The sequence below is a fragment of the Janthinobacterium sp. LM6 genome, assembly GCF_002002885.1.
Taxonomy (GTDB): Bacteria; Pseudomonadota; Gammaproteobacteria; order Burkholderiales; family Burkholderiaceae_D; genus Janthinobacterium; species Janthinobacterium kumbetense.
Map to the genome: position 1 here is coordinate 1,966,370 of NZ_CP019510.1, position 24,349 is coordinate 1,990,718.

At 62.2% G+C, this 24,349-nt stretch carries 23 protein-coding genes; 7 read left to right on the plus strand and 16 right to left on the minus strand.

What is annotated here, in order from left to right:
- Nucleotides 1-140 precede the first annotated feature (140 nt).
- The 11 genes from BZG29_RS08690 to BZG29_RS08740 form a co-directional block, all read right to left on the minus strand.
- Entirely contained in the window at nt 141-1,094 is a 954-nt protein-coding gene (locus BZG29_RS08690) for a hypothetical protein (RefSeq protein WP_253192829.1), read from the minus strand.
- A gap of 208 nt (nt 1,095-1,302) precedes the next feature.
- Nucleotides 1,303-1,677: a hypothetical protein gene (locus BZG29_RS08695; protein WP_046682297.1), complete on the minus strand. Its 375-nt coding sequence runs from the start codon at nt 1,675-1,677 to the stop codon at nt 1,303-1,305.
- Between the two features lie 127 nt (nt 1,678-1,804).
- Entirely contained in the window at nt 1,805-3,043 is a 1,239-nt protein-coding gene (locus BZG29_RS08700) for a TerD family protein (RefSeq protein WP_077401223.1), read from the minus strand.
- Nucleotides 3,040-4,026: an HpcH/HpaI aldolase/citrate lyase family protein gene (locus tag BZG29_RS08705; RefSeq protein ID WP_077401225.1), complete on the minus strand. Its 987-nt coding sequence runs from the start codon at nt 4,024-4,026 to the stop codon at nt 3,040-3,042. The genes BZG29_RS08700 and BZG29_RS08705 overlap by 4 nt, the downstream gene beginning before the upstream one ends.
- Entirely contained in the window at nt 4,019-5,125 is a 1,107-nt protein-coding gene (locus BZG29_RS08710; protein ID WP_077401228.1) for a cysteine protease StiP family protein, read from the minus strand. The genes BZG29_RS08705 and BZG29_RS08710 overlap by 8 nt, the downstream gene beginning before the upstream one ends.
- Nucleotides 5,122-5,874: an HAD family hydrolase gene (locus tag BZG29_RS08715; protein WP_077401232.1), complete on the minus strand. Its 753-nt coding sequence runs from the start codon at nt 5,872-5,874 to the stop codon at nt 5,122-5,124. Before BZG29_RS08715 ends, BZG29_RS08710 begins: the two co-directional genes overlap by 4 nt.
- A complete protein-coding gene (locus tag BZG29_RS08720; protein WP_077401235.1) occupies nt 5,852-7,009 on the minus strand; it encodes a phosphoribosyltransferase domain-containing protein in 1,158 nt (385 codons plus the stop codon). The genes BZG29_RS08715 and BZG29_RS08720 overlap by 23 nt, the downstream gene beginning before the upstream one ends.
- Nucleotides 7,006-8,043 (minus strand): ATP-grasp domain-containing protein, encoded by a 1,038-nt coding sequence (locus BZG29_RS08725; protein WP_077401238.1) that lies wholly within the window; start codon nt 8,041-8,043, stop codon nt 7,006-7,008. Before BZG29_RS08725 ends, BZG29_RS08720 begins: the two co-directional genes overlap by 4 nt.
- Before the next feature lie 98 nt (nt 8,044-8,141).
- Nucleotides 8,142-8,858: a TIGR00266 family protein gene (locus tag BZG29_RS08730; protein WP_035826041.1), complete on the minus strand. Its 717-nt coding sequence runs from the start codon at nt 8,856-8,858 to the stop codon at nt 8,142-8,144.
- A gap of 130 nt (nt 8,859-8,988) precedes the next feature.
- The gene (locus BZG29_RS08735) at nt 8,989-9,564 is read right to left on the minus strand and encodes a TerD family protein (RefSeq protein WP_034785104.1); all 576 of its coding nucleotides are present in this window, start codon (nt 9,562-9,564) and stop codon (nt 8,989-8,991) included.
- 102 nt (nt 9,565-9,666) lie between these two features.
- The gene (locus BZG29_RS08740) at nt 9,667-10,749 is read right to left on the minus strand and encodes a DUF475 domain-containing protein (protein ID WP_077401241.1); all 1,083 of its coding nucleotides are present in this window, start codon (nt 10,747-10,749) and stop codon (nt 9,667-9,669) included.
- A gap of 248 nt (nt 10,750-10,997) precedes the next feature.
- Here BZG29_RS08740 and BZG29_RS08745 point away from each other — a divergent pair, with 248 nt between their 5' ends.
- The 3 genes from BZG29_RS08745 to BZG29_RS08755 all read left to right on the plus strand — a co-directional run bounded on the left by BZG29_RS08745 (nt 10,998) and on the right by BZG29_RS08755 (nt 16,061).
- Nucleotides 10,998-11,423 carry a divergent PAP2 family protein gene (locus BZG29_RS08745; RefSeq protein ID WP_077401244.1) on the plus strand — a complete coding sequence of 142 codons (426 nt, stop codon included), beginning with the start codon at nt 10,998-11,000 and terminating at the stop codon, nt 11,421-11,423.
- Between the two features lie 240 nt (nt 11,424-11,663).
- The gene (locus BZG29_RS08750; protein WP_077401247.1) at nt 11,664-12,836 is read left to right on the plus strand and encodes an efflux RND transporter periplasmic adaptor subunit; all 1,173 of its coding nucleotides are present in this window, start codon (nt 11,664-11,666) and stop codon (nt 12,834-12,836) included.
- A gap of 3 nt (nt 12,837-12,839) precedes the next feature.
- The gene (locus BZG29_RS08755; RefSeq protein WP_077401250.1) at nt 12,840-16,061 is read left to right on the plus strand and encodes an efflux RND transporter permease subunit; all 3,222 of its coding nucleotides are present in this window, start codon (nt 12,840-12,842) and stop codon (nt 16,059-16,061) included.
- Nucleotides 16,062-16,161: 100 nt separating this feature from the next.
- Here the strand turns inward: BZG29_RS08755 and BZG29_RS27680 are convergent, their stop codons facing one another.
- From BZG29_RS27680 to BZG29_RS08775, 5 genes are all read right to left on the minus strand, one after another.
- A complete protein-coding gene (locus BZG29_RS27680; protein WP_150130836.1) occupies nt 16,162-16,497 on the minus strand; it encodes a hypothetical protein in 336 nt (111 codons plus the stop codon).
- Nucleotides 16,498-16,733: 236 nt separating this feature from the next.
- Nucleotides 16,734-17,657: an S-adenosyl-l-methionine hydroxide adenosyltransferase family protein gene (locus tag BZG29_RS08760; RefSeq protein WP_077401253.1), complete on the minus strand. Its 924-nt coding sequence runs from the start codon at nt 17,655-17,657 to the stop codon at nt 16,734-16,736.
- A 20-nt stretch (nt 17,658-17,677) separates the two neighbouring features.
- Nucleotides 17,678-20,191 (minus strand): TonB-dependent receptor, encoded by a 2,514-nt coding sequence (locus tag BZG29_RS08765; RefSeq protein WP_253192830.1) that lies wholly within the window; start codon nt 20,189-20,191, stop codon nt 17,678-17,680.
- A gap of 221 nt (nt 20,192-20,412) precedes the next feature.
- Nucleotides 20,413-20,706, minus strand: coding sequence for a phosphoglycerate mutase family protein (locus BZG29_RS08770; RefSeq protein ID WP_253192831.1), 294 nt, complete (start codon nt 20,704-20,706; stop codon nt 20,413-20,415).
- A gap of 85 nt (nt 20,707-20,791) precedes the next feature.
- A complete protein-coding gene (locus tag BZG29_RS08775; protein ID WP_077401256.1) occupies nt 20,792-22,192 on the minus strand; it encodes a cation:dicarboxylase symporter family transporter in 1,401 nt (466 codons plus the stop codon).
- A gap of 262 nt (nt 22,193-22,454) precedes the next feature.
- Here BZG29_RS08775 and BZG29_RS08780 point away from each other — a divergent pair, with 262 nt between their 5' ends.
- Genes BZG29_RS08780 through BZG29_RS08795 form a run of 4 tightly spaced genes read left to right on the plus strand, consistent with a single transcriptional unit; the run spans nt 22,455 to nt 24,292 of the window.
- A complete protein-coding gene (locus BZG29_RS08780) occupies nt 22,455-22,832 on the plus strand; it encodes a nuclear transport factor 2 family protein (protein ID WP_077401259.1) in 378 nt (125 codons plus the stop codon).
- A 13-nt stretch (nt 22,833-22,845) separates the two neighbouring features.
- On the plus strand, nt 22,846-23,235 hold the full coding sequence (locus BZG29_RS08785; RefSeq protein WP_077401262.1) for a hypothetical protein: 390 nt from the start codon (nt 22,846-22,848) through the stop codon (nt 23,233-23,235).
- A gap of 33 nt (nt 23,236-23,268) precedes the next feature.
- Nucleotides 23,269-23,874, plus strand: coding sequence for a hypothetical protein (locus BZG29_RS08790; protein ID WP_077401265.1), 606 nt, complete (start codon nt 23,269-23,271; stop codon nt 23,872-23,874).
- A 25-nt stretch (nt 23,875-23,899) separates the two neighbouring features.
- On the plus strand, nt 23,900-24,292 hold the full coding sequence (locus BZG29_RS08795) for a hypothetical protein (RefSeq protein ID WP_077401268.1): 393 nt from the start codon (nt 23,900-23,902) through the stop codon (nt 24,290-24,292).
- The last annotated feature ends 57 nt before the right edge of the window (nt 24,293-24,349 follow it).

Sequence of the window (24,349 nt, forward strand, 5' to 3'; positions counted from 1 at the left end):
CGCGGCGCGCTTTGCGGCTGGCGATGCTCACCGTACTGGAAGTACGGTTGCGCTTCTCAGCCACAAATCACTGCCGCTCGCTACGGTTTTGTTCGGTATCGTTACTTTAGTGGAAGAGCGAGATTTTTTACGTTTTTCCATCAAAACTTCCGTCCTACCCCCACCAAAATCACATCCGCATCGCGGTGGTAATCGGTGATGACCCGGTTCCACGCCACTTGCGCCACCCAGCGGCGGTTGACGTGGTAGCGGGCCACGGCCGACAGCAAGCCTGTCAGGCGCGTGCTGTGGCCCTGGCTGTCGCGCCCGTCCCATGCCACGTAGGGGCCGCCGCCCATGCCGAATTCCACCTTTTCATTCAGTGAACGGATCAGCCACAGCTGGGCGGCCACGCCGCGCCGGTGCGCCAGGTCGGTGTCGCCTTCATCGAGGGCGGTGACGCTCCAGTCCACGTATTTTCCCGCCGCGCGCCGGTATTCCAGGGTGAACGGGCGCGAGGACTCGGAGCGCAGGCTGTTGACGATGGTGTGGCCTGTCGCCAAGGTCAAGGTGTCGTCGTACGCCCAGTTCTGCAAGTGCAGCTTGGCGCCGGGCACGCCGTCATAGCGGTAGCCGGCGCCGATCAGCAGGTGCGTGGTGTTGTCCTTGCCGTCGGGCTTGATGCGGTTGATTTGCGCTTGCGCATACCAGCGGTTGTCGAATTGCCAGCGCGCCTGCAGGCTGACGATGGAGCCCCAGCCGTGGTCATTGTCGAAATTGTGCAGGCCGTCGTCGGTCCTGGCCGTGTCGAAGAAAAAGTAGCGGCCCACGCCGGCGCCCAGCATCAGGCCTTGCTCCACTTTTTTCGTGCGCAGCCAGGCCTGGCCCGCCATGCCGTCGCGGTGATGGTCTTGCGGATGCCCCTCATTGATGTAGGACAGGCTCACGGCACTGTAGTTGCCCACCGGCTGCGTGTAGCTGATGGCGGCCACAAAGGTGCGCTCACTGGTCGAATTGACTTTCAGGGCGCCGGCCATGCCGGAGATGTCCTGTGCCTGTGCGGACAGGGGGTGCGAGGCGGCCAGCAGCGCCAGGGCGATGAATGGTATGCGCATGACGTTTCCAGTGACGGGTGAATACACGCTAATGATCGGCTGGCGGAGCGACATGCGATGGCACAAGAATCTTGCACATTGACTACATTTGTAAACTGTTCAGCCAGAACTCGTCACAAGTGTACAAGAAAGTGGAATGTGTGAGGCGCCGGCCTGGAAAGGCTGGCCGGCGCGGGATTGCTGGACTTGCGGTCGTATTGCTGTCTTATTACTGGCTCAATACGACTTTATCGGCAAAATATTCCGTCTCGCCGAAGCATTGCGTGGGCACGCCCTTGTGCTGGCTGTAGGTGACGAGGATGCGCTTGCCGGCGGCCGCCGTCAATTGCTTCGCCACCTCTTCATCGCGCACGCTGAACTGGAATTTTTCCGGGATGGTGCCCGGCAGCGCCGTCAGCAGCAATTCACCTTCCCATGTCTTGCAGATCCAGCCCCGCTTGGAGAATTTTTGCAGGTAGCCCGCCCGTTCGCCTTCCGAGTACGAGAAGCTCAGGGCCATCCATGTGTAGGCTGCCAGCAGCAGGAAGCCGGCCACGAGGAAGATGGCGAAGGCGAAGGTGACTTTTTTGGTCGTTGGGGTCATGGTAGGGTTGTCTAAGTAAAAAAATGGGGATGCTTAAAAATGTTCAGGGCAAGGCGCATTGCCGAAGACAGTACGATTAGTACGGCAAGGCAATGCAACGCCGCCATGGACTTTTTTAAGCGTTCCCTCAGTCTTTGCGGCCGGCTTTCCAGTTGAGGCCAAAGTTGTAGCGCTCGTCCATGGCCTGGTGCGCCGTGATTTTACCTTGGCCGCCGAAGTATTCCACCAATTTTGTCACCTGCAGGTTGCCGCCGTGGTTTTCCAGCATGGCGATGGCGCACATGGCGTGCTGGCTGTCGCTGTCGAGGCGCACTTCCACGGTTGGCTGGCCGGGAATTTCGATCGTCACGACGCCATCCGTGGCAGCCCAGTTCGGCACGCCTTCGTAGATGAATGCATACACGAGCACGCGCTTGATCTGGTCGAAATGGGTGCCGTTGATGAAGATGTTTTCACCGCTGCTGACGCTGCCCGTGCGGTCGTCGCCTTCCAGGTGGATGTACGGCGGGCGGTCATACGCGCCCCAGCTGTTGCCCAGCGCTTGCACGGCGCTCTTGGCGCCGCCGCTCATTTCGAACAGGCAGCCGATATCGAGGTCGATGCCGCCGGAACGGCCGGCCGGCTTGTTGAACAGCTTGCCGAGGAAGCCCGTGTCCAGTTTCGAGGCGGGCGCCTGGCCTTGCGACGCATTCTGGTTCCAGTTCAGGTTGACGCGGATGCGGCCATAGCCGCCGCTGTCGCGCTTGTCGAGCGAAATCTTGTCGCCGCGCTTTTCCAGGCGGATCTTCGACAGCGAGATTTTATTCGCCGGCGGCGGTGCCGCTGGCGCAGGCACGGGGGCCGGCGCCGGGGACGATTGCGCCGCCTCGCTGCCGCCGAAGTGCTTCAGCAGCGCCGCCAGGCCGCCCGCGAAACCCTGGCCCACGGCGCCGAAGCGCCAGCTGCCGTCGCGGCGATACAGTTCGCCGATGATGACGGCTTTCTCGTCCTGGAAGTCCGTGCCCGTGAAGGCAAACGTGGCTGCCTGGCCCAGCGCCATGCTGGAATTGCCCAGCGCGCGCATGCTGCCCTGTTCCGTCGCCGCCGTGAAGACCAGCTTGTCGATCGAGGCGGGCAGGCGGGAGAGGTCCACCTGGAAGGTGGAGCGGGGGCCGTTCAAGTCCACCGTGACGGCGTTGTCCGGCGCGCTTTTCTGGTTGTAGAACACCATGTAGCGGTCGTCCGACAGCTTGCCGGCCGCATCGACGCCGAAGCAGCTGACGTCCACTTCCATCGAACCCGATACGATATCGAGCGTGACGGCAAACGGGCCATTCAAGCCCAGGTCAGCCAGTTTGCCTTTTTGTCCGCGTGTGAAATTGGTCATGGTCGTGCAATCCCTTCGTCGCTTGAGAGTTGAGTCAATGAGGTAGTCGGTACGTGCGCCGGCGCCGTGTCGGCCGCGTGGCGGATGCCGAACAGGCGCGCCTGCTCGATGATGCGCTGCGCCCAGCTGCTGTGCGTGGCCACTTCGCACATCGATTCCTGCATGCGGAACACGGCCGGGCTGTCCGGATCGATGATGCGCAGCGCCAGTTCGATGTCCGACTGCGCCACCTGGTAATGGCGTTCGATCTGCGGCACCTGGTCCGGGTGGATGGCCGTCTTGGCGATCATGCCGTGGGCCATGTCCTGCGCCACTTCGGCGTCCAGCCAGCTGCCTTGCGACAGGTGCTCGAAGACGGGCGCCGTCAGCTGGAAGCCGTGCGGCTTGAAGATGGTCACCAGGCGGCCGATGACCTGCCCCAGCGGGGTTGAATAGATGGTGCCGCTGGTGGGGCGGCGCAAGCCCAGCAGGGCTAATAAATCGTTGCCGCCGATGCGCAGGGCCAGGATGCGGCGCCGCACTTCCGGCGCCGACAAAATGATGCGGAACTGCTTCATTTCCTCGTCGTCGAACACTTCCGCCGTTTCCAAGGTCGGCATCAAGAGGTGATGCGTGTGGCGCACGAGGTCGAAATACGCGGCGAAATTGTGGCGCGTCGATTTCGGCAGCACGAAGCCGCTCAACTTGTCGGCGCCGGGCATGGCCAGCACGCGCGCCAGCACCTCGAGGTTACGCACGCGCACGAAGCGCAAGGTATCCGATTCGTCGGCCATGTTTTGCAGCGCCAGCGACAGGTTGAACAGCGCGTAACTGAGGTCGCGTTCGGCGATGGCGTCTTCGGTGCAAAGGATGACCGAGCGCAAATGGCTGAATTTGTCGCCATTGGCGATCGCCAGCAAGTCCTTGTGCGTGGTCGGCACATACATGGAGGCGCCCAGCGCCGCCTTGTGCTCGCTTTGCGGGTGTAGGGAGTTGTTATCCATCGACTGCGCTCCTGATAAGGGCAACCGCCTGGTAAGGCAGCGCCGGTTCTACTGTGACGGGTATGGCTTTTTCCTGCGCCAGAAGCAGCAAATGTGCCACGTCCGGCGCATTCGTGTCGCGCACGATCAGGCGCTCGGGCACGCGGCGCAGCAGCACGCGCGTCGCTTCGCCGATGCCTGGCTTGATCAGGTTGATGTCGCTGATGCCGTATTCTTGCTGCGCCGCGGCCATGTAGGCTTGCGAGCGGGCCGCCATGGCTGGCGCGTCGCTCGCTTCGGCCAGCGGGATGCCGCTGCTGGCGGCAATCGCCATGGCGTCGGCCACCAGGCCGTCGGCGAAGGCGCGCGACTGGTCGTGCTGCTCGAACTGCGCGTAGTACACGCAGCCGTGGAAGTCCTCGGGGCCGATGGCTTCATTGAGCACGGAGCGGCTGACCAGGCCCGAAACGGTGGCATTCAAGATGCTCGACGGGATCAGGTAGTCGCTGGCCGAGGCGGCGCAGGCGGCCGTGCCGGCCAGGTCGGACAGCACGAACAGGCCGCCGTCGATGGCCGTGCCATTGGCCGCGTTGAAATCGTGGACCGTCTGGCGCAGTTCGCGCGAAATCACGCCCTTGCCCGTCCAGCCGTCGACGAAGACGAGGGATTCAGCTGCATGGCCCTGCGCCAGGATGTGCTTCAAGGCATTCGCATCGATGCCGCGGTCGCGGATGATGGAGACGGAATAATGGCTGCACTCGCGCTGGAAGACCTGGCGCAGCAAATGGCCCAGGATGACGCCCACGGGCGTGCCGGCGCGCGCCAGCGACACCAGGGTGACGGGGCCGGCACGGCGTGCCGCGATCAGGGCGGCCAGGCGCAGGCAGTCGCGCGCCATCTGCAGGCGGTTGGCCGCAAATGCGCTCTGGAACAGGGCCAGGTAGGCGGGCGAGGGCAGGGATTCCGGCGACAGCATCTCGCTGTAGTGGCGCTGGCCCGACTGGATCAAACGCTCTTTTTCGGCCAGGTCGAGGATCGGTTCGAGCGCCATCGGCGTGAGCAGAAACTCCACGTCTTCCTGGCGGTAGCTGCCGCTGAAATGCTGCGTGCTGTCGCTCATAGCGCCGCCACCGTGAGTGCCGCCAGCTGGGTGCCGTTGGGGATGATGGCGTAGTCGCAGGCGGCCATGAAGCGGGCGTCCGAACGGCTGTCGCCCATGCCGAAGCTGACGATGGGGCCGTGTTCGGCTTCCAGTTCCGCGCGCAGGTAGGCCACGGCGCGCGCCTTGTTCAAGGTCTTCGGCAGCACGGCCAGGTTGTTGCCGTTGCGGTGGATGAAGTAGTCGCTGCCTTCCGTGGCGATCCACTGTTGCAGCACCTGCTCTTCGATGTCGGCCAGGCGCTCGCCGCGCGCTTCATGGTCCTTGACGACGATGTAGAACGGCGTGTTGTAGTCCTCGATCAGGCGCGCGCGCGAGGGCATGCCCGTCCTGGCCTGGAAATCGTCGATGATGCGCATGGCGTCCCGCAGGCCGGGCAAGGCCGTCTGCATGTCGTCCTGCATCAGGGCCAGCCAGCCCGCGTCGAGCGCGCCGCCCGGCTGCAGCACGATGCCGCCGTAATCGAGCACGCTGTAGCTGGTAAACGGCAGGTCGACGCGGCGGAAGGCGTCGCCATTTCTCGCCGTGGCGGGAATCAGGGTCATGCCGCTTTGCGCAAAGTCAAAGAAGGCGCGCTGGCGCGCCGTCGTAAACGAGCAGGCGTCGCCATTTTTCAGATAGGCGGCCGGCTGCAGGTCGGTCTCGCCGACGCATTTTTTCGGGGTCTGGAACAGTGTGTCGTCCAGATCAACAAACAGGAATTTCTTCAATTTGGGTCTCTGACAGAAAGTGGAACAGGCGGCCATTCAACTGGCCGGCGAGTTGCATGAGGGCCGGGCTGGCCGGGGTTTCATGGCAGATGAGAACGTGCTGGTACTGGCCAGGCGCCACGTTGTACAGGTAATTGGCGATGCCTTCGCCGTAATTGTCGTCGCAGCGGACGATGTGGCCGACGGAGCCCCACGACAGGATGGGCGAGCGCGTGGTCGATTGCACCACCACGTTCTTGCCCAGGCTTTCCAATTCGCGCGCGAGCAGGAACGACGGATGCATGAATTCGCCCGTGCCCAGCACCAGCACGGAGTCGCCGGCACCGATTTCCTGCGCCAGCTGCACCGCCAGGCCCTGTGGCGGCGCCAGGGCGCGGCCCACGCCGATGCGGCCAAACGCGGGGCTGGCGCCCCGTTCCGCATTCGCCTCGAAGCGCTGCGCGCTGGCCGCCACGGGGGCTGGCGCAGCGCCGGCCTGGAAGGCGTACTGGCCGGACAGCGCCGCGCCTATGCTGGTGGGCAGGCCGAAACGCTCACTCAAGCCCCCGTTGGCTGCCTGGCCCATGAAATTGGTGATCACGCCCAGGTGCAGCTTTTCCAGCTGCGGATAGCGCGCGCGGCACACTTGCACCAGGTTGGCGAAGGTATTGCCGGTCGATGCTTCATCGTCGATCAGCACCAGGCTGCGCGCCGTGGAAAACAGGGCGCTGGCAGCATCGGACAAATGCAGGAACTGGCGCGGCGCGTGGCTGTGCGATTCCTCGAATTCGAAGAACGGCACCGTGCCCACGCGGTAGCGCGAGCTGTGCAAAAACAGGGCCTTGCCATTCGGATTGGCGCGCAGCCACGCCTCGAACACGCCCTGGCCCAGGCCGACGGCCGTTTCCGCCATGGCGATGAAGACCACGGGACCGGGCAGGCTGGGGGGAATCTGCGCGGCCAGGTCGTCGTGGATGGTTTGCATGGCGCGCGGCGTGACGGGCCAGTGCTTGCCCAGCACCTTGGACAGGAACAAAAAGCCCCGCTTGGCGTTGGCGCGCGCGGCAAAGCCGATCAGCCAGTCCAGCGGAAAGCGCGCCTCGTCCACTTTCAAGGTCAGTTCGCCCGTGGGCATCTGCTGCTTGACGAGGTTCATGGCAGCTCCACGGCGTAGGCGGCTTCGCCCACGCGCATGCCTTCCTGGATGGCGGGCACGGTGAGCTTGTCAAAGCCCTGGTCGAAACCGGCCAGCGCCAGGTAGGGCAGGTTGGGGCCGGCCGCGCACGCCATGCCGATGCCGCCCGACATGCGCGGATTGATCTCCAACAAAGCCAGGCCATTCGCTCCTTCGCGGAACTGGATGTTGAAGACGCCGTTCAGGCGGTAGTCGCGCGCCAGTTTGTCGCAGGCTGCCAGCAGGTCGGCGCGCAGTTCGATCAGCTGGCCGCTGCCGCCCCCATGCAGCTTCTTGCGCGGCACGGCGCAAATGAGCTTGCCCTGGTCGGCGACGCAGTCGGCGCTGTACTCGTGGCCATCGAGGTATTCCATCAGCAGCAGGGTCTTGAACGATGCCATCTGCGCCAGGCCGTTGCGCAGCTCTTGCGCATTGATCTGGTAGGCGGCGCCGGCCAGCAACAGCTGGGCGCTGGTGCGCTCTTCATCGAGAATGGCAAAGCCCAGGGCATACACGGATTCGGACGGCTTGATGCACAGCTTGCGATGCAGCGGGCGCAGTTCGGCGCAGGCGGCGTCGTATTCCGCGATGGTGGTCACGGCGCGGTAGTCGGCCGGGCGCGCCATGGGCAGATCGAGGCCGTCGCAGAAGCGCGCCTTGTCATGCATCAAGGTCAGTGTCTCTTCGCTGGCCACGCTGAGCACACGCGTGCCGATGGCGGCGAAACGCGCGCTGGCGCTGCCGATCAGGCCCGCTTCCTTGCCGGGCCAGAAAATCGTGATGCCCCGGTCGCGGCAAAATTCCAGGCACCACTCGACATAATCGAGGCCCGTGAGGCCGGACGGTTCGACCGCGTATTCGTGGGCCGACAAAAAGGCGGCCGCGTGCGCGTTCGTATTGCTGCACACGAGGTGATAGCGGGGCGCACCGCCGGTTGCGGCCATATCGGCTTCGCGGATCAGGCGCATGGCCGTGCCGACCGAGGAAAATGTTTTGTTGAACCAGACTCTTTGCATGTACGGGGACCGGGTGGAAATAGGGGAAGCCGCGCGCAGGTGCGCGCGCGGGGATTCTAAGCGGCCAGACTTAACCTGGCCTTATAGAGGAGAGGGAATCAGCCGGCTTTGCCGCTGGCCGTCCATTTGAGGAAGGCGTCGCGGTTGCGCGAGCAGATGAACACCTTGCCCGAGCCGGAAAAGCGCAGCACGATGCCTTCGCCGCTGGTCACGCTGTTGACGATATTGCCGAGGAAGCCGCCGATGCCGCCGCCGCTGGCGCCGCCGCCCGTGGTCACGGAAATCTCGTATTTCAGGCTGTTGTCCCAGCAGACCACGTGGGAATTATCGATCACGACGTCCTTGCCCGGCTCGACGTCGAGCTGGAACATGGAGCCGAAGCCCGACACCACCACTTGTCCCGTGCCGGCCGTCTCCATGACGAAGAAGCCGCCCGACTGGGCGAACAGCGCGTTGCCGATGCTTTGCGTGCGCACCTTCATTTCCGTGCCCGAGGTGGCGGCGACAAAGGCGCCGTCGTTGAGCAGGTACTGGCGCGCGCCCACGTCGACCACTTCGATGGCGCCCGGCAGGGTCGGCGAGAGCAGGCAATCGCCGCTGCCGCGCACCGCTTCGATATGCTGCTGGAAGAACGATTCGCCATTCGCGAAGCGGCGCATGATGGCGCTGCCCAGGCCGCCCGTCATCTTGCCTTTCAAGTCCAGCGCCGTTTCCATCATCACCATCGCGTCGGATTCGCAATAGATGGTTTCGCCCTGTTTCATGCTGACGTGGAGGAAAGGATCGACGTCGCCCGTGACACTAAATACTGGCATGATAAATCTCCAAAAAAAAGCCGCCTGATCTGTGCAGGCGGCAGTAATGATATGACAAAAGTGCAATTCACCTCGGGAAACCGTCGCCGGCACGCCCGATCAGCGGCCAGCAGGTTTAACGAGCGTGAATTTAAGCGTTCACGCCGAACGAGCGTGCGAGAGGGCCCAGGCCGCCATTGAAGCCCTGGCCGATAGCCTTGAACTTCCATTCGCCGTTGTAGCGGTAGATTTCGCCAAAGATCATCGCCGTTTCCGTCGAGCTGTCTTCGGACAGGTCGTAGCGGGCGATTTCTTTTTCGCCTTCCGCGTTCAGGCAGCGGATGAAGGCTTTCGAGACCATGCCGAAGTTCTGGCGGCGCGCGTCGGCGTCGTGAATGGTGACGGTGATGCTGATGCGGTCGATGTCGGCCGGCACGCGCGACAGGTCGATTTCGATGCGCTCATCGTCGCCTTCGCCTTCGCCCGTGGTGTTGTCGCCCGTGTGGACGACGGAGCCGTCGGTCGATTTCAGGTTGTTATAGAAGATGAAGTCAGAGTCGCCACGGACTTTGCCGTCGCTTTTCAGGAGGAAAGCGCTACCGTCAAGGTCGAAGGTGGCGCCATCCGTCGAACGAGGATCCCAGCCGAGGCCGACGATGATCTTCTTCAGGTTCGGTGCTTCCTTGCTCAGGTTGACGTTGCCGCCTTTTTGCAAACTGATTGCCATGTGGTGCTCCTTTTCAGTAATTTACTTAAACATGCCTGCATGGAATGAGCGCCTAAGGCGCTCGTGCCATTACTCTCTCAATTGGGGACGATCTCCCCGATTTCAAGCTTGTGCCGCGTGCCGTTTGCGATAACGCAAGGACGACCACAGCGAGACCAGGATGAAGGCCACGCCCGACAGGCCCGTGAACCACTCCGGAATATGGTACTTGACGGACGCCAGCATGATCAAGGCGAGGATGCCGATCGCATAATGGGCGCCGTGCTCGAGGTAGACGAATTCGTCCAGGGTGCCCTTGTGCACCAGGTATACCGTCATCGAGCGCACGAACATGGCGCCGATGGCCAGGCCCAGCATGATGATGACGACGTCGTTGGTGATGGCGAACGCGCCGATCACGCCGTCAAAGCTGAACGAGGCGTCCAGCACTTCCAGGTACAGGAAGCCGCCGATGCTGCCGCGCGCCACGGTTTTTACCAGGTCGCCGTTGCCGTTCCTGGCCGGCGCGGCGTTTTCTTCTGCGTCATCCTGCAAGTCCGGTTCGCCTTCTTCCAGCAAGCCGCTGATCCAGTTCACGCCGATGTAGACGGCGATGCCGACGATGCCCGACGCGAGCACGCTGTATTTGGCTTCCGCAGGACCCATCGCCACGCAGGCGGCCACGGCGCCCATGGTGATCAGCACGGCCAGGCTTTCGGTGCCCAGCGCGTTGACTTTTTCCTCGGCCCAGCCCAGCCAGTGCAATTCCTTCTCGTCGTCGAACAGGAAGTTCAGGAACACCAGCAGCAAAAAGGCGCCGCCGAAGGCCGCCACTTGCGCATGGTTGTCCGTCAGGTGCTTGGCGTACACATCGGGCGTCGTGGTGGCCATGGTCCACACGTCGACGAGGCCCAGGCCCGTGGCGACGGAAACGATGACCAATGGAAACAGCAGCCGCATGCCGAAGACGGCCACGAGGATACCCACCGTCAAGAACAGTTTTTGCCAGAATTCATTCCAGTGACGCAAGACCGAGGCATTCACCACGGCATTGTCGAACGACAGCGACACTTCCATGATGCCCAGCACGCCCGTGATCCACAGGGCATTGATCAGGCCCGGCATGCCGCCATGGCTGTAACCCCACCAGCCTGACACAGCCATCAGGATAAAAGTGACTAAAAAGGAAATTCTGAAATGCCGCATGAGGACCCCGTTGCAAATATGAAAGACGTTTGATTATCCGCGCCGCTGTACGCGCCGCACTCGGTGTTGATATACGTCAATTGTTGTATATGCCATGATTTTATATTAGTTGCCGCCGGGGGCGGCGTTTTATAGGGCGACGACAGACAGTTTTGCTGGCGCGGCCGATCTGCGATAATTGCGGCGCGCCCATCCGGCTGCCGCAGTTTCTTGCACACTCTCGACATATATATAAGAAGGAATACCCCGTGGATATCGCTTACCTCGTCACGCCCCTGATCACCTGGATCCTGGTCGGACCGATCAAATTCCTGATCAACAGTGTCCGCACGCGGCAATGGGCGTTCGGCCTGGTCGGCAATGGCGGCTTTCCCAGCAACCATAGCGCCGTCGTTTCCAGCATGGCAACCCTGATCGCCTTGCGCGAAGGCATCGGCCATCCCGCCTTCGGCGTGGCAGTGACCCTGGCCTTCATCGTCATCATCGACGCCAACAGCCTGCGCCAGCACGTGGGCAAGCAGGCGGCCGCCATCAACCGCCTGGCCAAGGAAGCAGCCAGCCCCGCGCACAAGACCTTACGCGAGCGCATGGGCCATACCCTGGTGGAAATCGCCGGCGGCCTGTGCACGGGCGTGGCCATCGGTTTCCTGATCAACACCGTTTTTGCCCGCTAAGTTCGCTTCCCCTGAAACGCAAAACCCCGCTTCAAGGCGGGGTTTTGCGTTTCAGGGCGTAAAAACTACGTTTCATCCATTGATTAAAGCATTACAGGAAACCGCCGATTGACATGCCCGGACGCGCTCATGGATACTTTGGCGCTTGTGGTTTTAATAAAAATATTATGCTTGCTATCGCTTGCAGCCCTATCCGGGCCGCGGCAACGGTAGTGGTGCTATCTATCCGGAGAATTACCCATGTTGCGCAAAACCCTGTTTGTTCTGGCAATCGCTTCTGCCCTGGCCGCCTGCGGCAAAGAGTCCAAAGATCCCGGCAAGGGCGGCAAGAATGCCAAGGAACAGGCGGGCGCTGCCGCCAATTTGCTCGTGTCCCCGGAAGACTTGCTGACCATCCAGAGCAATGCGCTGGCGTCGGGGCCGGTCATCACCGGTTCCGTGCAGCCCGAGCGCAACGCGGATTTGCGCGCCGAAGTGTCGGCCGTGGTGATCCAGGTCATGAAGGAAAACGGTGAAATCGTCAAGCGGGGCGACGTGCTGGTGCGCCTGGACGAAACGTCCATCCGCGACGGCCTCAATTCGGCCGAGGAAGCCAGCCGCGCCGCCGGCCAGGTGCTGGAGCAGTCCGAACGCATGTTCCAGCGCATGAAAACCCTGCGCGCTTCGGGCATGACCTCGACGCAGGCGCTGGAAGACGCGGAAATCCGCCGCAACAATGCGCAAAGCGATCTGTCCGCCGCGAAAAGCCGCGCCGTGCAAGCGCGCCAGCAATTGCAGCGCACCCTCGTGCGCGCGCCGTTCGACGGCATCGTGAGCGAGCGCAAGGTATCGAATGGCGATACGGCGCAAATCGGCAAGGAATTGATCAAGGTCATCGATCCAACCAGTATGCGCCTGGAAGGCCTGGTGTCGGCCGACAAGATCGGCGTCGTCAAGGTGGGCCAGCCCGTGCTGTTCCGCATCAATGGCTATCCGGGACAGGATTTCGCGGGCAAGGTGCGCCGCGTCGATCCGGCCGCCAATGCCGTCACGCGCCAGGTGGCCGTGCTCGTCGATTTCAATGACAAGGAACAACCGCGCGTGGCGGGCCTGTATGCGGAAGGGCGCATCGAGACGGAGACCGTCAGCGCGCTGATGATCCCCGACTCGGCCCTGGTGAAGGCGGGCGACGTCACGTACACGTGGAAAGTCAAGGACAAGGCCTTGCATAAAGTCAATTTGCGCATCGGTGCGCGCGACGTGCGCACGGGCCAGTGGGAAGTGCAAAGCGGCCTGGCCAGCGGCGATACCGTGCTGCGCACGCCGGGCTCGACCTTCAAGGATGGGCAGAAAGTGGAATTGACGGCCGCCAAGGCCGTGCCAGCCGCCGCCGTGGCCAGCAGCAGCACCGCCGTTGCCGGTAAAGGAAACTAAGCCATGTTCCTTTCCGATTTCAGTATCAAGCGGCCCACCGCCACCATCGTCCTGATCCTGGCCATGATGTGCGTCGGTTTGCTGGCGCTCAAGAAATTGCGCGTCAACCAGAATCCGGACGTCGAAGTGCCGTTCATCGTCGTCAGCATTCCTTACCCTGGCGCATCGCCCGATACGGTCGAGCGCGAAGTGGTAAACCGCCTGGAAAAGTCGCTGCAGAGCATTTCCGGCGTGACCGAAGTCAACAGCGATTCGAATGAAGGTTCGGCCAGCATCTTCCTGAAGTTTTCCTTCAATACCAATTTGATCGAAGCGTCCGACAATATCCGCAATGCGATTGCCGCCGTGCGCTACAAGTTGCCGACGGAAATGCGCGAGCCTATCCTGCAGCGCATCGATCCGGCTGCCGAACCGATCATGCAGCTGGCCCTGTCGTCGAATACGCAAAGCCATGCGGAAATTTCGCGCCTGGCCGAGGACGTGCTGTCGGACCGCTTCCGCACCGTCGATGGCGTGGCGCTGGTCAACGTGGGCGGTTCGCTCAAGCGCGAACTGTCCGTGCTGCTGCGGGCTGAAAAGTTGCGTGAATACAATGTTTCCGTCAGCGACGTCGTCACCGCCTTGCGCAACCAGAACACGAATGCGCCCGTGGGCAAGGTGCGCGGCACCCTGGACGAGAAAAGCATCCGCCTCGTGGGCCGCATCGAGTCGCCAAGCGACTTCGAAAAAGTGGTAATCAAGCGCCGCGGCGAGGAAATCGTGCGCCTGGCGCAAGTGGCCACCATCGAAGATGGCTTTGCCGAAGTCAACAGCCTGAGCATGCGCAGCGGCAAGCCCAACGTGGGTATTTCGATCACCCGCGTGCGCGATGCCTCCACCGTCAGCGTGGCCAACAAGATCCGCGACATGGTGGCGGAAATCAACAAGACATTGCCGAAAGGCACGATCCTGCAAGTGACGCGCGACGGCGGCGAAAACGCCCAGCATAGCTTGAACAACGTGATCGAATCGCTGGTGCTGGGCGCCGTACTGACGATTTTCGTCGTCTACGCCTTCCTGAACTCGTGGCGTTCGACCCTGATCACGGCGCTGAGCCTGCCTACGTCCGTGATTGCCGCCTTCATTGCCGTGTGGCTGTGCGGCTTTACCCTGAACTTCATGACCTTGCTGGGCTTGTCGCTGGCCATTGGCGTGCTGATCGATGATGCCATCGTGGTGCGTGAAAACATCGTGCGCCACATGCAAATGGGCAAGGACCGCCGCACGGCCGCGCTGGAAGGCACGGCCGAGATCGGCATGGCCGTGGCCGCCACGACCTTCTCCATCATCGCCGTCTTCATTCCCGTCGCGTTCATGCCCGGCATCTCCGGCGAATGGTTCCGTCCGTTTGCCTTGACGGTGACGTGCTCGGTGCTCGTCAGCCTGGGCATCTCGTTTACGCTCGACCCGATGCTGTCGGCTTACTGGGGCGACCCGGTCGAGGAACACTCGGCGCCGAAAAAAGGCATCGGCCGCGTACTGGAAAAATTCAACCACTGGTTCGACCACCAGGCCGACCGCTATGGCCGCGTGATCGCCTGGGCCCTGCATCACCGCCGCTGGATGGCCGTGATCGCCTTCGGCAGCCTGGTGGGCGCTATTGTTCTGCACGCTACCCATGGCGGCACGAGTTTCCTGCCAGCATCCGATTCGGGCAACTTGATGATCAATGTGCGCACGCCATCGTCGAGCAGCATCGAGTATTCGCGTCTGAAACTGGAAGCGGCGGCCGTGCTGGCGCGTACCTTGCCTGAAACCAAGGATACCAACAGCTCCATCAATGCGGGCGGCGGAAGAGTGTATGTCGACATCGGCAAGCGCAATACCCGCAAGCGTTCGGCCAAGGAAATCGCCGTCGAGCTGCGCGAGAAGATGTCGCGCCTGGTGGGCGCCGAATACGTGGTGCAGGATGACTTGAGCAACGGTTCGCAAAAGCCGATCCAGGTGGAATTCACGGGCCCGGATTCACGTAAATTGATGGAAATTACGAATGCCTACATGGACAAGCTGCGCGCCATTCCTGGCGCCGTCGACGTGGGCCTGTCCGAGCAGGACCCGAAGAACGAGCTGCAGATCGAGCTCAACCGCGGCCTGGCCAACTCGATGGGTATTTCTGTCAATGACGCGGCGCAATCGTTGCGCGTGGCCTTCGCCGGCGTGGAGGTGGGCGACTGGGTCGATCCGACGGGCGAAACGCGCGACGTGGCCGTGCGCCTGCACCCCGATGACCGCGTGGCGTCGGAAAACATCGAGCGCCTGCCGATCAGCGTGACGGGTACCTCGCAAATGGTGCCGCTCGACCAGATCGCCACCATTACCATGGGCAAGGGCCCGTCCGGCATCGAGCACAAGAATGGCAAGCGCACGATCACCGTGTCGGCCAATGCGCAGGGCCGCTCGAACGGCGAAGTGACGAGCGACGCCATGAAACTGGCCAATTCCATCGACTTCCCGCCCGGCTACGGCCTGGCGCTGGGCGGCGCCGGCCAGGACCAGCAAGAGCTGTTCACGGAAATGCTGATCGCGCTGGTGATGGGTATCGGCCTGATGTATTTGATCCTGGTCATGCAGTTCGGTTCCTTTACGGCGCCGGTGGCCGTGATGATGTCCTTGCCGCTCAGTCTGATCGGCGTGGTGGTGGCGCTGGTGATCACAAACAACACCCTCAACCTGATGAGCTTTATCGGCATCATCATGCTGATGGGCCTGGTCGCCAAGAACGCCATCCTGCTGCTGGACGCGGCGCGCAAGCGCGAAGAAGAGGGCCATGGCCGCGAAGACGCGCTGATGTATGCAGGCCGCATGCGTCTGCGCCCCATCCTGATGACGACGTTCGCGCTGATCGCCGGCATGTTCCCCGTGGCGCTGGGCCTGGGCGAGGGTGGCGAGTTCTACCGTCCATTGGCGATCGCCATCATCGGCGGCACCATCACCTCGACGATTCTGACCCTGCTGGTCGTGCCGACCTTCTATGACAGCATCGAAATCGCCCGCGATGGCGCCGTGGCCAAGTTCCACCGCCGCGCCGCGCGCATGCCCGTGGCCGTAGCCATGCTATTGACCTTGATCGAGTGCGTACTGACCCTGCTGCTGGTGCGCTTCGCCTACCGCATGCTGAAAAAGGCCGTGCTGTTCCTGATGGGACGCCGCACGCCGAAGGCGGCGTCGGTCAGCCTGCAAAAGTAAAACCGGGCCAAGGCCAGCTTGCGCTGCGCCGTGGTATTTCAAGAGCCTTCCGCGGAAGGCTCTTTTTTTTTGCCGGCCCGGTTGGCCAGGATGCGGCACGCTAGCTGTTGCGCGGTGGCGGCGTGGTTCCGCTGCCTGTGCCTGTTCCCGGTGTCGTGCCGTTGCCAGGCGGCGTGGTGGAGGGCGGGGTGGTCGTGCCATCGGGGTTGGTGGTGGTGCCCGGTGCCATGCCTGGCGTGGCCGGCGTGGTGGCGTCCGGGTTGGTCGTGCCCGTGGTGCCGGACGTGCCGCTGGTGGCGGGCGGTGTTGCCGGAGCGGTGGCGGCGGGCGTGGCGGTGGTGCTGGTATCGCTGCGTTTGTTGCAACCACCCAGCAGCGCACAGACGATGGCGCTACCGAGGAAGAGCTTGCTGGTGGTCAGGAGTGGAGCCGTCATGATTGTTCCTTTTCAGTGAAAGACTGTCGTGGAAACGCATGCCTCGCCAGATTGCGCATCTGGAACAAGGCTGGCATCGCTTGCAAGGTTTAGAGTAGGCGGGCCGGTACAGGTTCACCGGACTTGCACAGGCGTGGTGCTGGCGGAGACAAGGAGAGCGCTGCGTTTGACGTAGCGCAAATCCGCAAGGGATACGAGGTGGGCCAGGACGGGACGCCCTGGCCGCGCAAGACGATTTATTTGGCGGCAGGGGCCTTGCTCACTTCCACTTCCCAATCCACGCCCGACTCGACGTGATGCTTGGCTGCAAAGTCGCCCTGGCTGATGGCGACGGCCACGTCGAGCAGGCTGTTCAGGTAGACCAGGGGCTTGCCCTTGGCCACGCCGCCAAACGTGTGCTCGAACGGCGCCGTGACCTTGGCCACTTGCTTACCCTTATGCAAGATGCGCACTTGCAGCGGGTCATGCAGTTTCACCTGCAATTCGTCGAGCAGGGATTTCGGGATATTCGTCCACACATTGCCATACTTGACGTCGAGCACGGGCACGATGCCGCGAATGGTGTTGCCGTCGCGTACAGGCTTTTGATACGCGATCTTCACCACGGATTCGCTCGGCAATTGAGGACCCACCTGTTCATAGCTGATGGCGCCCGACGCCAGGCGCGCACCGACGTACGCGTACACGTCGCGGCCATGGAAGGTGTACGACTCGGCGGAGCCCGCCAGGCGGTTGACCTTTTCATCGATTTCGCGCAGTTCGGCCACGCCGTCGCGCTCGGCGATCAGGGTAAACAGGCCGTTGTCCGGCCCCACGAAGTAGCGCCCGCCCTTGGTTTTCAGCACCACCGACTTGCGCGCCGTGCCCACGCCCGGATCGATGACGGAAACGAATACCGTGCCTTGCGGCCAGTAATTGGCCGTCTGGTACAAGCGGTAGGCGCCCAGCCAGATGTCGTAGTCGGGAATCTGGTGCGTCAGGTCCGAAATAGTCAGCTGGGGATCGACGCCATAGGCCACGCCATGCATGGCCGACACGGCGCCGTCGGCCGTGCCGAAGTCCGTCATCAGCACCAGCGGCGCGCCAGCCTGGGCGGACGACAGCAGGAGGGCGCTCAGGCTGGCGCCGGCGACGAGGTGGGAGAGGCGTTTGATGATCATGATTTCCTTTGTATCCAGTGTCAGAATGTGTAGCTTAATTTAGCGTAAAAGTACGCGCCATTGACGCCGATGGGGTTGATGAAATTGTAGGGCAGGGCGCCGCCATACGTGGCGTTATTCGTTTCCCGCACGCGCTGCGGATAGCGGTCGAGGATATTGTTGCCGCCCACGCTCAGGGTCAGTTGCTTGCTCAGTTTCAATTGACCTTCCAGGTCCAGCGACCAGACGGCGCCGAAGCGTTGTGCGGGGATGCCGTCGATCAGGGGCGCATCGCTGTCGTACGAAAAATCTTTCAGCTCGCCAAAGCGCGTGGCGCGCGCCTGCACGCCCCAGCCGGCCGCCTGCCAGTCGGCGCCGAGTATCAATTTGCTGGAGGGTGACGCATGTTTGATACGGAACAAACTCGTCTCCGTCAACAGGCTCAGACTGGGATCGATGGCGGCCAGCGCGGTGGAACTCTGGCGTACCTTGTCGAGACTGGTCTTGTTCAGGTTCAGCGCCGCATTCAGGTTCAGCTTGCCTGAGGTGAACGCCAGGTCGTGGTTCAGCACCACGTCCAGGCCTTTGGTACGCGTGTCGAGCAAGTTGGCCAGGTAGGCGACGGACTGGATGTCGCTGCGGCCATTCGCGGCCAGGTAGGTGGTGACGGCGTCGCTTTGCAAGTCGCTCGAACGCGTGATGCGGTCGCGGATGCGGATCACATAGGCGTCCACCGTCAGGCTGGTGGCGGCGGCCGGTTTCCAGGCCAGGCCCAGCGACAGGTTGGTCGATTTTTCAGGTTTCAGCTGTTGCGCGCCGAAGCTGCGCGCCAGCGGGTCGCTGGCCGGCAACAGGGCCGCCGTTTGCAGGGCCGTGCCATCGGCGTTGAAGTTCAGGGTGGCGAAGCGGAAACCCGTCTGCACGAGGGCCGGCGCGCGGAAGCTGTTCGACAGCGAAGCGCGCACAAGAAAATTGTCCGTCACTTTATAGCGCGTCGACAGCTTGCCCGTGCTGGCGCTGCCGAAGTCGCTGTAGTCGGAATAGCGGGCGGCGGCGCCTACCAGCAGGCGCGGCGTGAGGTCGCTTTCCATGTCCGCATACACGGAGCGGATTTGCCGGCTGCCGTCGTAGGCGTCCGATGGGCGCAAGCCTGGTCCCGCCTGCGCGCCCGGCGGCGCATCGGTGAAGCTGCCGGCCGCATACGAGGCGGGGTCGCCAGCCGAGCTTTGGTACGTTTCGCGCATCCATTCGGCGCCCACCGCCACGCTCAATGGCGCGGGCAAGCCGATGTCGATGCTGCGCGTGGCATCGATGTTCAAGGCGTTCTGGCGGAAGTCGAAGCCGGCCAAATTAAAACGCGTGGGGCTGGCAGCGCCCAGCGAGGCGTTGACGGAGTGGCTCACGCCGTAGTCAAAGCGGTCGCTGCCGTGGCGCGCGCTGGCGTCCCAGTTCCACTCGCCCCAGCTGCCGCGCACGCCGGCCACGATGCTGAGGTCGCGCTTGTCGCCGTTGGTGACGGGGCGGTAGCCGTGCGGATACAGGGCCAGTACATTCGACGGGTCGCCCGGATAGCGGAAGTAGGCGCTGCCGTCCGATGTGCGCTCGTTGAGGGTGGCAAACGAGTACAGGTCCAGGCCGTTATCGAGGGTGAGCTGGGTGTTGTAGAACAAATAGTGGTTGCGCTGGCGCGAGTCGCCCGACTTGAACACCACCTTGCCGTCGAGCGCCTGGTCGGCGGGTGTGAAGTTGTAGGAAGTCCAGCCCGCGTCGCTGGGGCCGGCACGTTCCGTGGGTGAGCGGCGCCGCGTTTCCACGCCGAAGCGGAAGTAGCCCGCCTCGCCCAACGGCACGCCATAGTCGGCGTTGACGATGACGGTCTGGCCATCCGTCAAGGTTTGGTCGGTCGGGTCGAAATGCGTGTGGTTGGCGCCATAGCTGACGGAAGCGGTGCCGCCCGTGCGGGCTTTTTTCAGCACGATGTTGATCACGCCCGCCACGGCATCGCTGCCGTACTGGGCGCCGGCGCCGTCGCGCAGGATTTCGATATGGTCGATGGCGTTCGGCGGAATCGCGTTGATGTCTACCGGCACGGTGCCGGCAAAGCTGCTTTCCGTGTCGAGCACGGCGCTCGTGTGGCGGCGCTTGCCGTTGATCAGCACCAGCACCTGGTCCGGGGCCAGTCCCCGCAACTGGATGCCGCGCACGGAGTCCGATGCGCCGCTCGACTCGATGCGGGGGAAGTTGATCGACGGCGACAGGTTTTGCAGGGCCGCGCCCACGTCGCCCGTCGCCAGCGCATTGCTCACTTCGCGCGCGCCGAAACGGTCGATGGGCACGCTGCTGTCGAACACCGTGCGGTTGCGCGCGCGCGAGCCGACGACGGTGACCTGGTCGATGCCGGCACCGGCCGTTTCAGCGGCAGTGCCTGTGCCAGCGGTGGCTTGCGCGTCCTGGGCCCAGGCGGACGGTGCGCCCAGCATGGCGCAGGCCAGCACGATGGCGCGCAGCGGCGTGGCGGGAAGGGAGGCGGGGGCGGATGAATGGCGCGGATGCAAGGCGGTGTCCTTTGGGCTCGATTAGTGTCGGTGTGGAAACAGTTGCCATGAGCTTAAGGGAGGCGCCCGCCGGCGCTAACGATTCTTTCTGGATATGCTTATGCTGTTGTTTTTATGCCGTTATGACCCCACGCTCAGGATTTCGGCGCGGCCGGCATGTCGGGGTGGGCCGTGACTTGTGTGCCGGCCGCCTCCAGCGGTCGAGGATGCCGAACTCCTTTTCACGCAGGCGCTCGTCGGCTACCACGCAGGGGGAGGCTGTCCGCACCGATGCGCGCCAGCACGGCTTGTGCTGTCCGCCGGGCCCGCATGTAGGGCAAATACTGCACGACGCTTGCTTGTTGTTCAGGGGGGAGGGTGGCGAACCAGTCGCCCAGGGCTAGCGCCTGGCGCGCGCCCAGTTTGGCGATGGTGATCGACAACTGCTTTTCCGCTTCGGCGGCATCGCGCGCCACGTTGCCGGCACTTTGGCCGTGACGCACGATCCAGATGTGCCGCGGCCATTTCTGTTTCATCGCCTTGCGCCTTCCTCCATGTTTATTGTCAATCAATATAGAGGGAGGCGGCAAGGCGCGGCGCGCCGCGCCGCTGGATACGTTCCTAGGCGGCGTGTTCCGCTTCGTCCAGGTCGGGCGCGTCGTCGCTGTTGTAGACGGCCAAGTCGGTTTGTCCCATGACCCGGCTGGTGACGGTGCCGGCCGTGATCGAGCCGCTCACGTTCAGGGCCGTGCGGCCCATGTCGATCAGCGGCTCGACGGAGATCAGCAAGCCGGCCAGCGCGACGGGCAAGTCCATCGCCGACAGCACGATCAGGGCGGCAAACGTGGCGCCGCCGCCCACGCCGGCCACGCCGACGGAACCGATGGTGATGATGGCCAGCAATGGCAGCAGGAAGCTGATCGTAAACGGATCGACGCCGACGGTGGGAGCGATCATGACGGCCAGCATGGCGGGATAGATGCCGGCGCAGCCGTTCTGGCCGATGGTCGAACCGAACGAGGCGGCGAAGTTGGCGATGCCTTCCGGCGTGCCCAGGCGCTGGGTTTGCGTCTGCACGCTCATCGGGATCGAGCCGGCGCTGGTGCGCGAGGTGAACGCGAAGGCCAGCACGGGGAAGACTTTTTTCACGAAGCGCAGCGGATTCAGGCCCACGCCGGCGATGATGGCCAGGTGCACGAGGAACATCAGTATCAGCGCGCTGTACGAGGCGACGACGAAGTTGATCAATTTCAAAATGTCCGTGTAGCTCGACGAGGCCACCACTTCAAACATCAGCGCGAACACGCCGTACGGCGTCAGGCGCAACACCAGAGTGACCATGCGCATGACGATGGCGTGCGCCACTTTCATGAAGTTTTCGAAGGATGCGAAAATTTCCGGCTTCTTGGCGGCGATGCCCGTGGCCGAGATGCCGATGAAGATGGAGAACACGACCACGGCGATGGTCGACGTCTTGCGCGCGCCCGTCATGTCGAGGAAGGGGTTGGTCGGCACGAAGCTGACCAGCAGTTTCGGCAGCGACAGGGCCTTTGCCGTTTCCAGCGAGCCTTGCAGCTGCACGCCGCGCGCCACTTCGGCGGCGCTCGACGTCAGGCCGACAGCCGTCAGGCCGAACAGCTTGGCCATCAGGATGCCCAGCGCGGCGGCGACCGTGGTGGTAATTAACAAGGTGCCGATGGTCAGCGCGCTGATCTTGCCCAGGGAACTGGCGTCCTTAAGCTTTAAAATGGCGGAAATGATGGACACCATGATCAGCGGCATGATGATCATCTGCAACAGTTTGACGTAGCCGCTGCCGACGATGTCGATGTACTCATTGGTGCCGGCGATGATGGGCGAGCCGGCGCCGTACAGCCACTGCACGGCCGCACCGAGCAGCACGCCCAGGCCCAGGCCTGTAAAGACGCGCACGGTAAACGTCGCGTGTTTGCGTTGCTGATGGAACATGAAGGCGAAGACGAGCAACGCAACGAGCAGGTTCAGGATGATATTAATTGCCATGAAGGGGCCTTATCTTGGTTTTATTCGAGACTGCACGGAGCACATAAAACAGTACTACAACTGACAGCTGCCCCAGCCCGGGGCGGAAGGGCAAGCACTGTACAGTACTATGGTGGCGTTTTGCGCAATACCGCTGCGAATATTACGCTATATAAATATGCTCCACAGGCATAAGTCTTCCGGCGGATTGTGAAAACCACGATTTCATGCCAGCATGTTTTGCCTATTTATTAATGTCGTTCCAATTATTTCAAGGAAAAAGATGAATGTTTTAACGGAAGTGCAGGTACTCGATGCGGAAGAACGCTTGCGCCTGGCCATGATGGCCTCCGATGTGGCTGTACTGAAAGATTTGCTGGCCGATGACTTGTTGTTTACCAATCACCTGGGGCATTTGCTGAGCAAGCATGCGGACCTGGCCGCGCACGAGCAGCGCCTGCTGACCATCACGGACTTGCGCGCGTCCGAGCGCCACGTGCGCGTCAATGGCCACGTGGCCGTGGTTTCCGTGCGCATGCAACTGACGGGCAGCTATCACGACGTGGAAACGCATGGCGACTTCCGTTTTACGCGCGTCTGGGCGCACAATGCGGCCGGCGCGCTGCAAGTGATCGCCGCCCATTCCGGCGTCGTGGCTTGAGGAGCAGGATTTAGTGGATCATCGTTCCAAAGGGCAGCTGTTTGAAGCTGTCATCGCCGCCGGCCCGGCCACCCTGGCCATCACGGCCGGCTATCCCGTGCTGCTGTACAACCTGGTGCGTACCTGGTCCGACGCCCCCGGCGCCAATGCGCTGGCCGCGCTGCTGCTGACGGGCGGCCTGTGGGCCTTGCTGGAATTCTGGCGCATCGCCCTGGCGACGGTAGCGCGCAAGGCGTATGCCTTCAACTGGCGTTTCTGGCTGGCCATCGCCAGTTTTCTCGCCTGCTTCGTGCGTTTCGTGCCGGACATGCCGGCAGGACTGATGTTGTTGCTGATGGTGTTGCCGGCACTGGCGTGGACGCATTTCATCTTGTTGCAGATCAAGCGCCCGCGCAAGGCTTGATTGCTGGAAGTGTCGTAGCGGGAGCGATATAGCATGAGTGAAAGCCAAAAACTGGGCGAGCAATTCCACGCGATAGCGTTGGAATCCGACTTTTTCATGGCGGCGTATTTGGATGCCGTCAAACTGCGCGTGGCGCGAACGCTGATCAGCAAAGGGCCGTTATGTAACGTCAGGCCATTCGAAGCCCAAAGGGCCGGCTTCAAGCCGGGAAAAGAGCTTAAGTCGCTGCCCGCGACGCTGAAAAATACTCATGTCTACTATTTCGATGGGGAAGGCAGGGTCATCCTGGTGGAAAGCTATGGCGGATCTGCTGCCGTCATCAACAGGGGTTTCTATTTTCATGAGCGTGGCGAATTGAAAAGCGTGCATTTCAATGCGGGAGGGAGCTTGAGGAATGTCATGCTCAGTTTTCTTGACGGGGCACGCATCACGCAGGACATTAATTTCGGAAAATTTGGCGAAGCTAGTTACGATTACCTGTATGAAGACGATCGCCTCCATTCCATCATGGTCCGGCAGAGAGAGCATGGCCAGGAAAACCATACCGGATATCAGATTTTGTTCAGCTATGTAGATGGACAGATGGAGAATATTTCCCATGTGTTTGCGAATGGATATCAGGAGCAGCGCTATCCATGACGATGGTGGTTTTTAAGGCAAGGCCATGAAAAAATACATGTGGCATCTGTATTATTCCGGGACAGATGTGGTGGACGCCAATGAAGCGTGGGCGAGCGGGCATGCCGGTGCGGGCATCTGTACAGACTGCGGAAATTACATGCCCGGGAATGACGGCGATTTCGCCGTGGTCTTTGGTGATCAGCCAGCAGTAATGGATGGTGAAATAGTCGTGGACGCAAAAATTGCGGCTTGCCCTGCCTGTGGCGTGGCATTCGGCTTTGGGCGAGGGAGGAGGTATGCCGATACCAGCGTCAACGTGATCCGTGAAATTTCCTGGACGGAATTTGGCGGAGTGTTAATTTCTGACGAAATAATGCAGTCCTTGACCGGCATTAAATTGAACAATGTCAGAGTTGAAAAGATAGAAATCCGTTAGGCGCGCCTCCGGTACGCATAGCTAACCGATTGTGACTGATGGCGCCCGGCAGCAATG

Excerpts from the sequence above, each read along its gene's own strand:
- BZG29_RS08690 (WP_253192829.1), bottom strand. The coding sequence starts at position 1,094 with ATGCGCATACCATTCATCGCCCTGGCGCTGCTGGCCGCCTCGCACCCC.
- BZG29_RS08695 (WP_046682297.1), bottom strand. The coding sequence starts at position 1,677 with ATGACCCCAACGACCAAAAAAGTCACCTTCGCCTTCGCCATCTTCCTC.
- BZG29_RS08700 (WP_077401223.1), bottom strand. The coding sequence starts at position 3,043 with ATGACCAATTTCACACGCGGACAAAAAGGCAAACTGGCTGACCTGGGC.
- BZG29_RS08705 (WP_077401225.1), bottom strand. The coding sequence starts at position 4,026 with ATGGATAACAACTCCCTACACCCGCAAAGCGAGCACAAGGCGGCGCTG.
- BZG29_RS08710 (WP_077401228.1), bottom strand. The coding sequence starts at position 5,125 with ATGAGCGACAGCACGCAGCATTTCAGCGGCAGCTACCGCCAGGAAGAC.
- BZG29_RS08720 (WP_077401235.1), bottom strand. The coding sequence starts at position 7,009 with ATGAACCTCGTCAAGCAGCAGATGCCCACGGGCGAACTGACCTTGAAA.
- BZG29_RS08725 (WP_077401238.1), bottom strand. The coding sequence starts at position 8,043 with ATGCAAAGAGTCTGGTTCAACAAAACATTTTCCTCGGTCGGCACGGCC.
- BZG29_RS08730 (WP_035826041.1), bottom strand. The coding sequence starts at position 8,858 with ATGCCAGTATTTAGTGTCACGGGCGACGTCGATCCTTTCCTCCACGTC.
- BZG29_RS08735 (WP_034785104.1), bottom strand. The coding sequence starts at position 9,564 with ATGGCAATCAGTTTGCAAAAAGGCGGCAACGTCAACCTGAGCAAGGAA.
- BZG29_RS08740 (WP_077401241.1), bottom strand. The coding sequence starts at position 10,749 with ATGCGGCATTTCAGAATTTCCTTTTTAGTCACTTTTATCCTGATGGCT.
- BZG29_RS08750 (WP_077401247.1), top strand. The coding sequence starts at position 11,664 with ATGTTGCGCAAAACCCTGTTTGTTCTGGCAATCGCTTCTGCCCTGGCC.
- BZG29_RS08755 (WP_077401250.1), top strand. The coding sequence starts at position 12,840 with ATGTTCCTTTCCGATTTCAGTATCAAGCGGCCCACCGCCACCATCGTC.
- BZG29_RS27680 (WP_150130836.1), bottom strand. The coding sequence starts at position 16,497 with ATGACGGCTCCACTCCTGACCACCAGCAAGCTCTTCCTCGGTAGCGCC.
- BZG29_RS08760 (WP_077401253.1), bottom strand. The coding sequence starts at position 17,657 with ATGATCATCAAACGCCTCTCCCACCTCGTCGCCGGCGCCAGCCTGAGC.
- BZG29_RS08770 (WP_253192831.1), bottom strand. The coding sequence starts at position 20,706 with ATGAAACAGAAATGGCCGCGGCACATCTGGATCGTGCGTCACGGCCAA.
- BZG29_RS08775 (WP_077401256.1), bottom strand. The coding sequence starts at position 22,192 with ATGGCAATTAATATCATCCTGAACCTGCTCGTTGCGTTGCTCGTCTTC.
- BZG29_RS08780 (WP_077401259.1), top strand. The coding sequence starts at position 22,455 with ATGAATGTTTTAACGGAAGTGCAGGTACTCGATGCGGAAGAACGCTTG.
- BZG29_RS08790 (WP_077401265.1), top strand. The coding sequence starts at position 23,269 with ATGAGTGAAAGCCAAAAACTGGGCGAGCAATTCCACGCGATAGCGTTG.
- BZG29_RS08795 (WP_077401268.1), top strand. The coding sequence starts at position 23,900 with ATGAAAAAATACATGTGGCATCTGTATTATTCCGGGACAGATGTGGTG.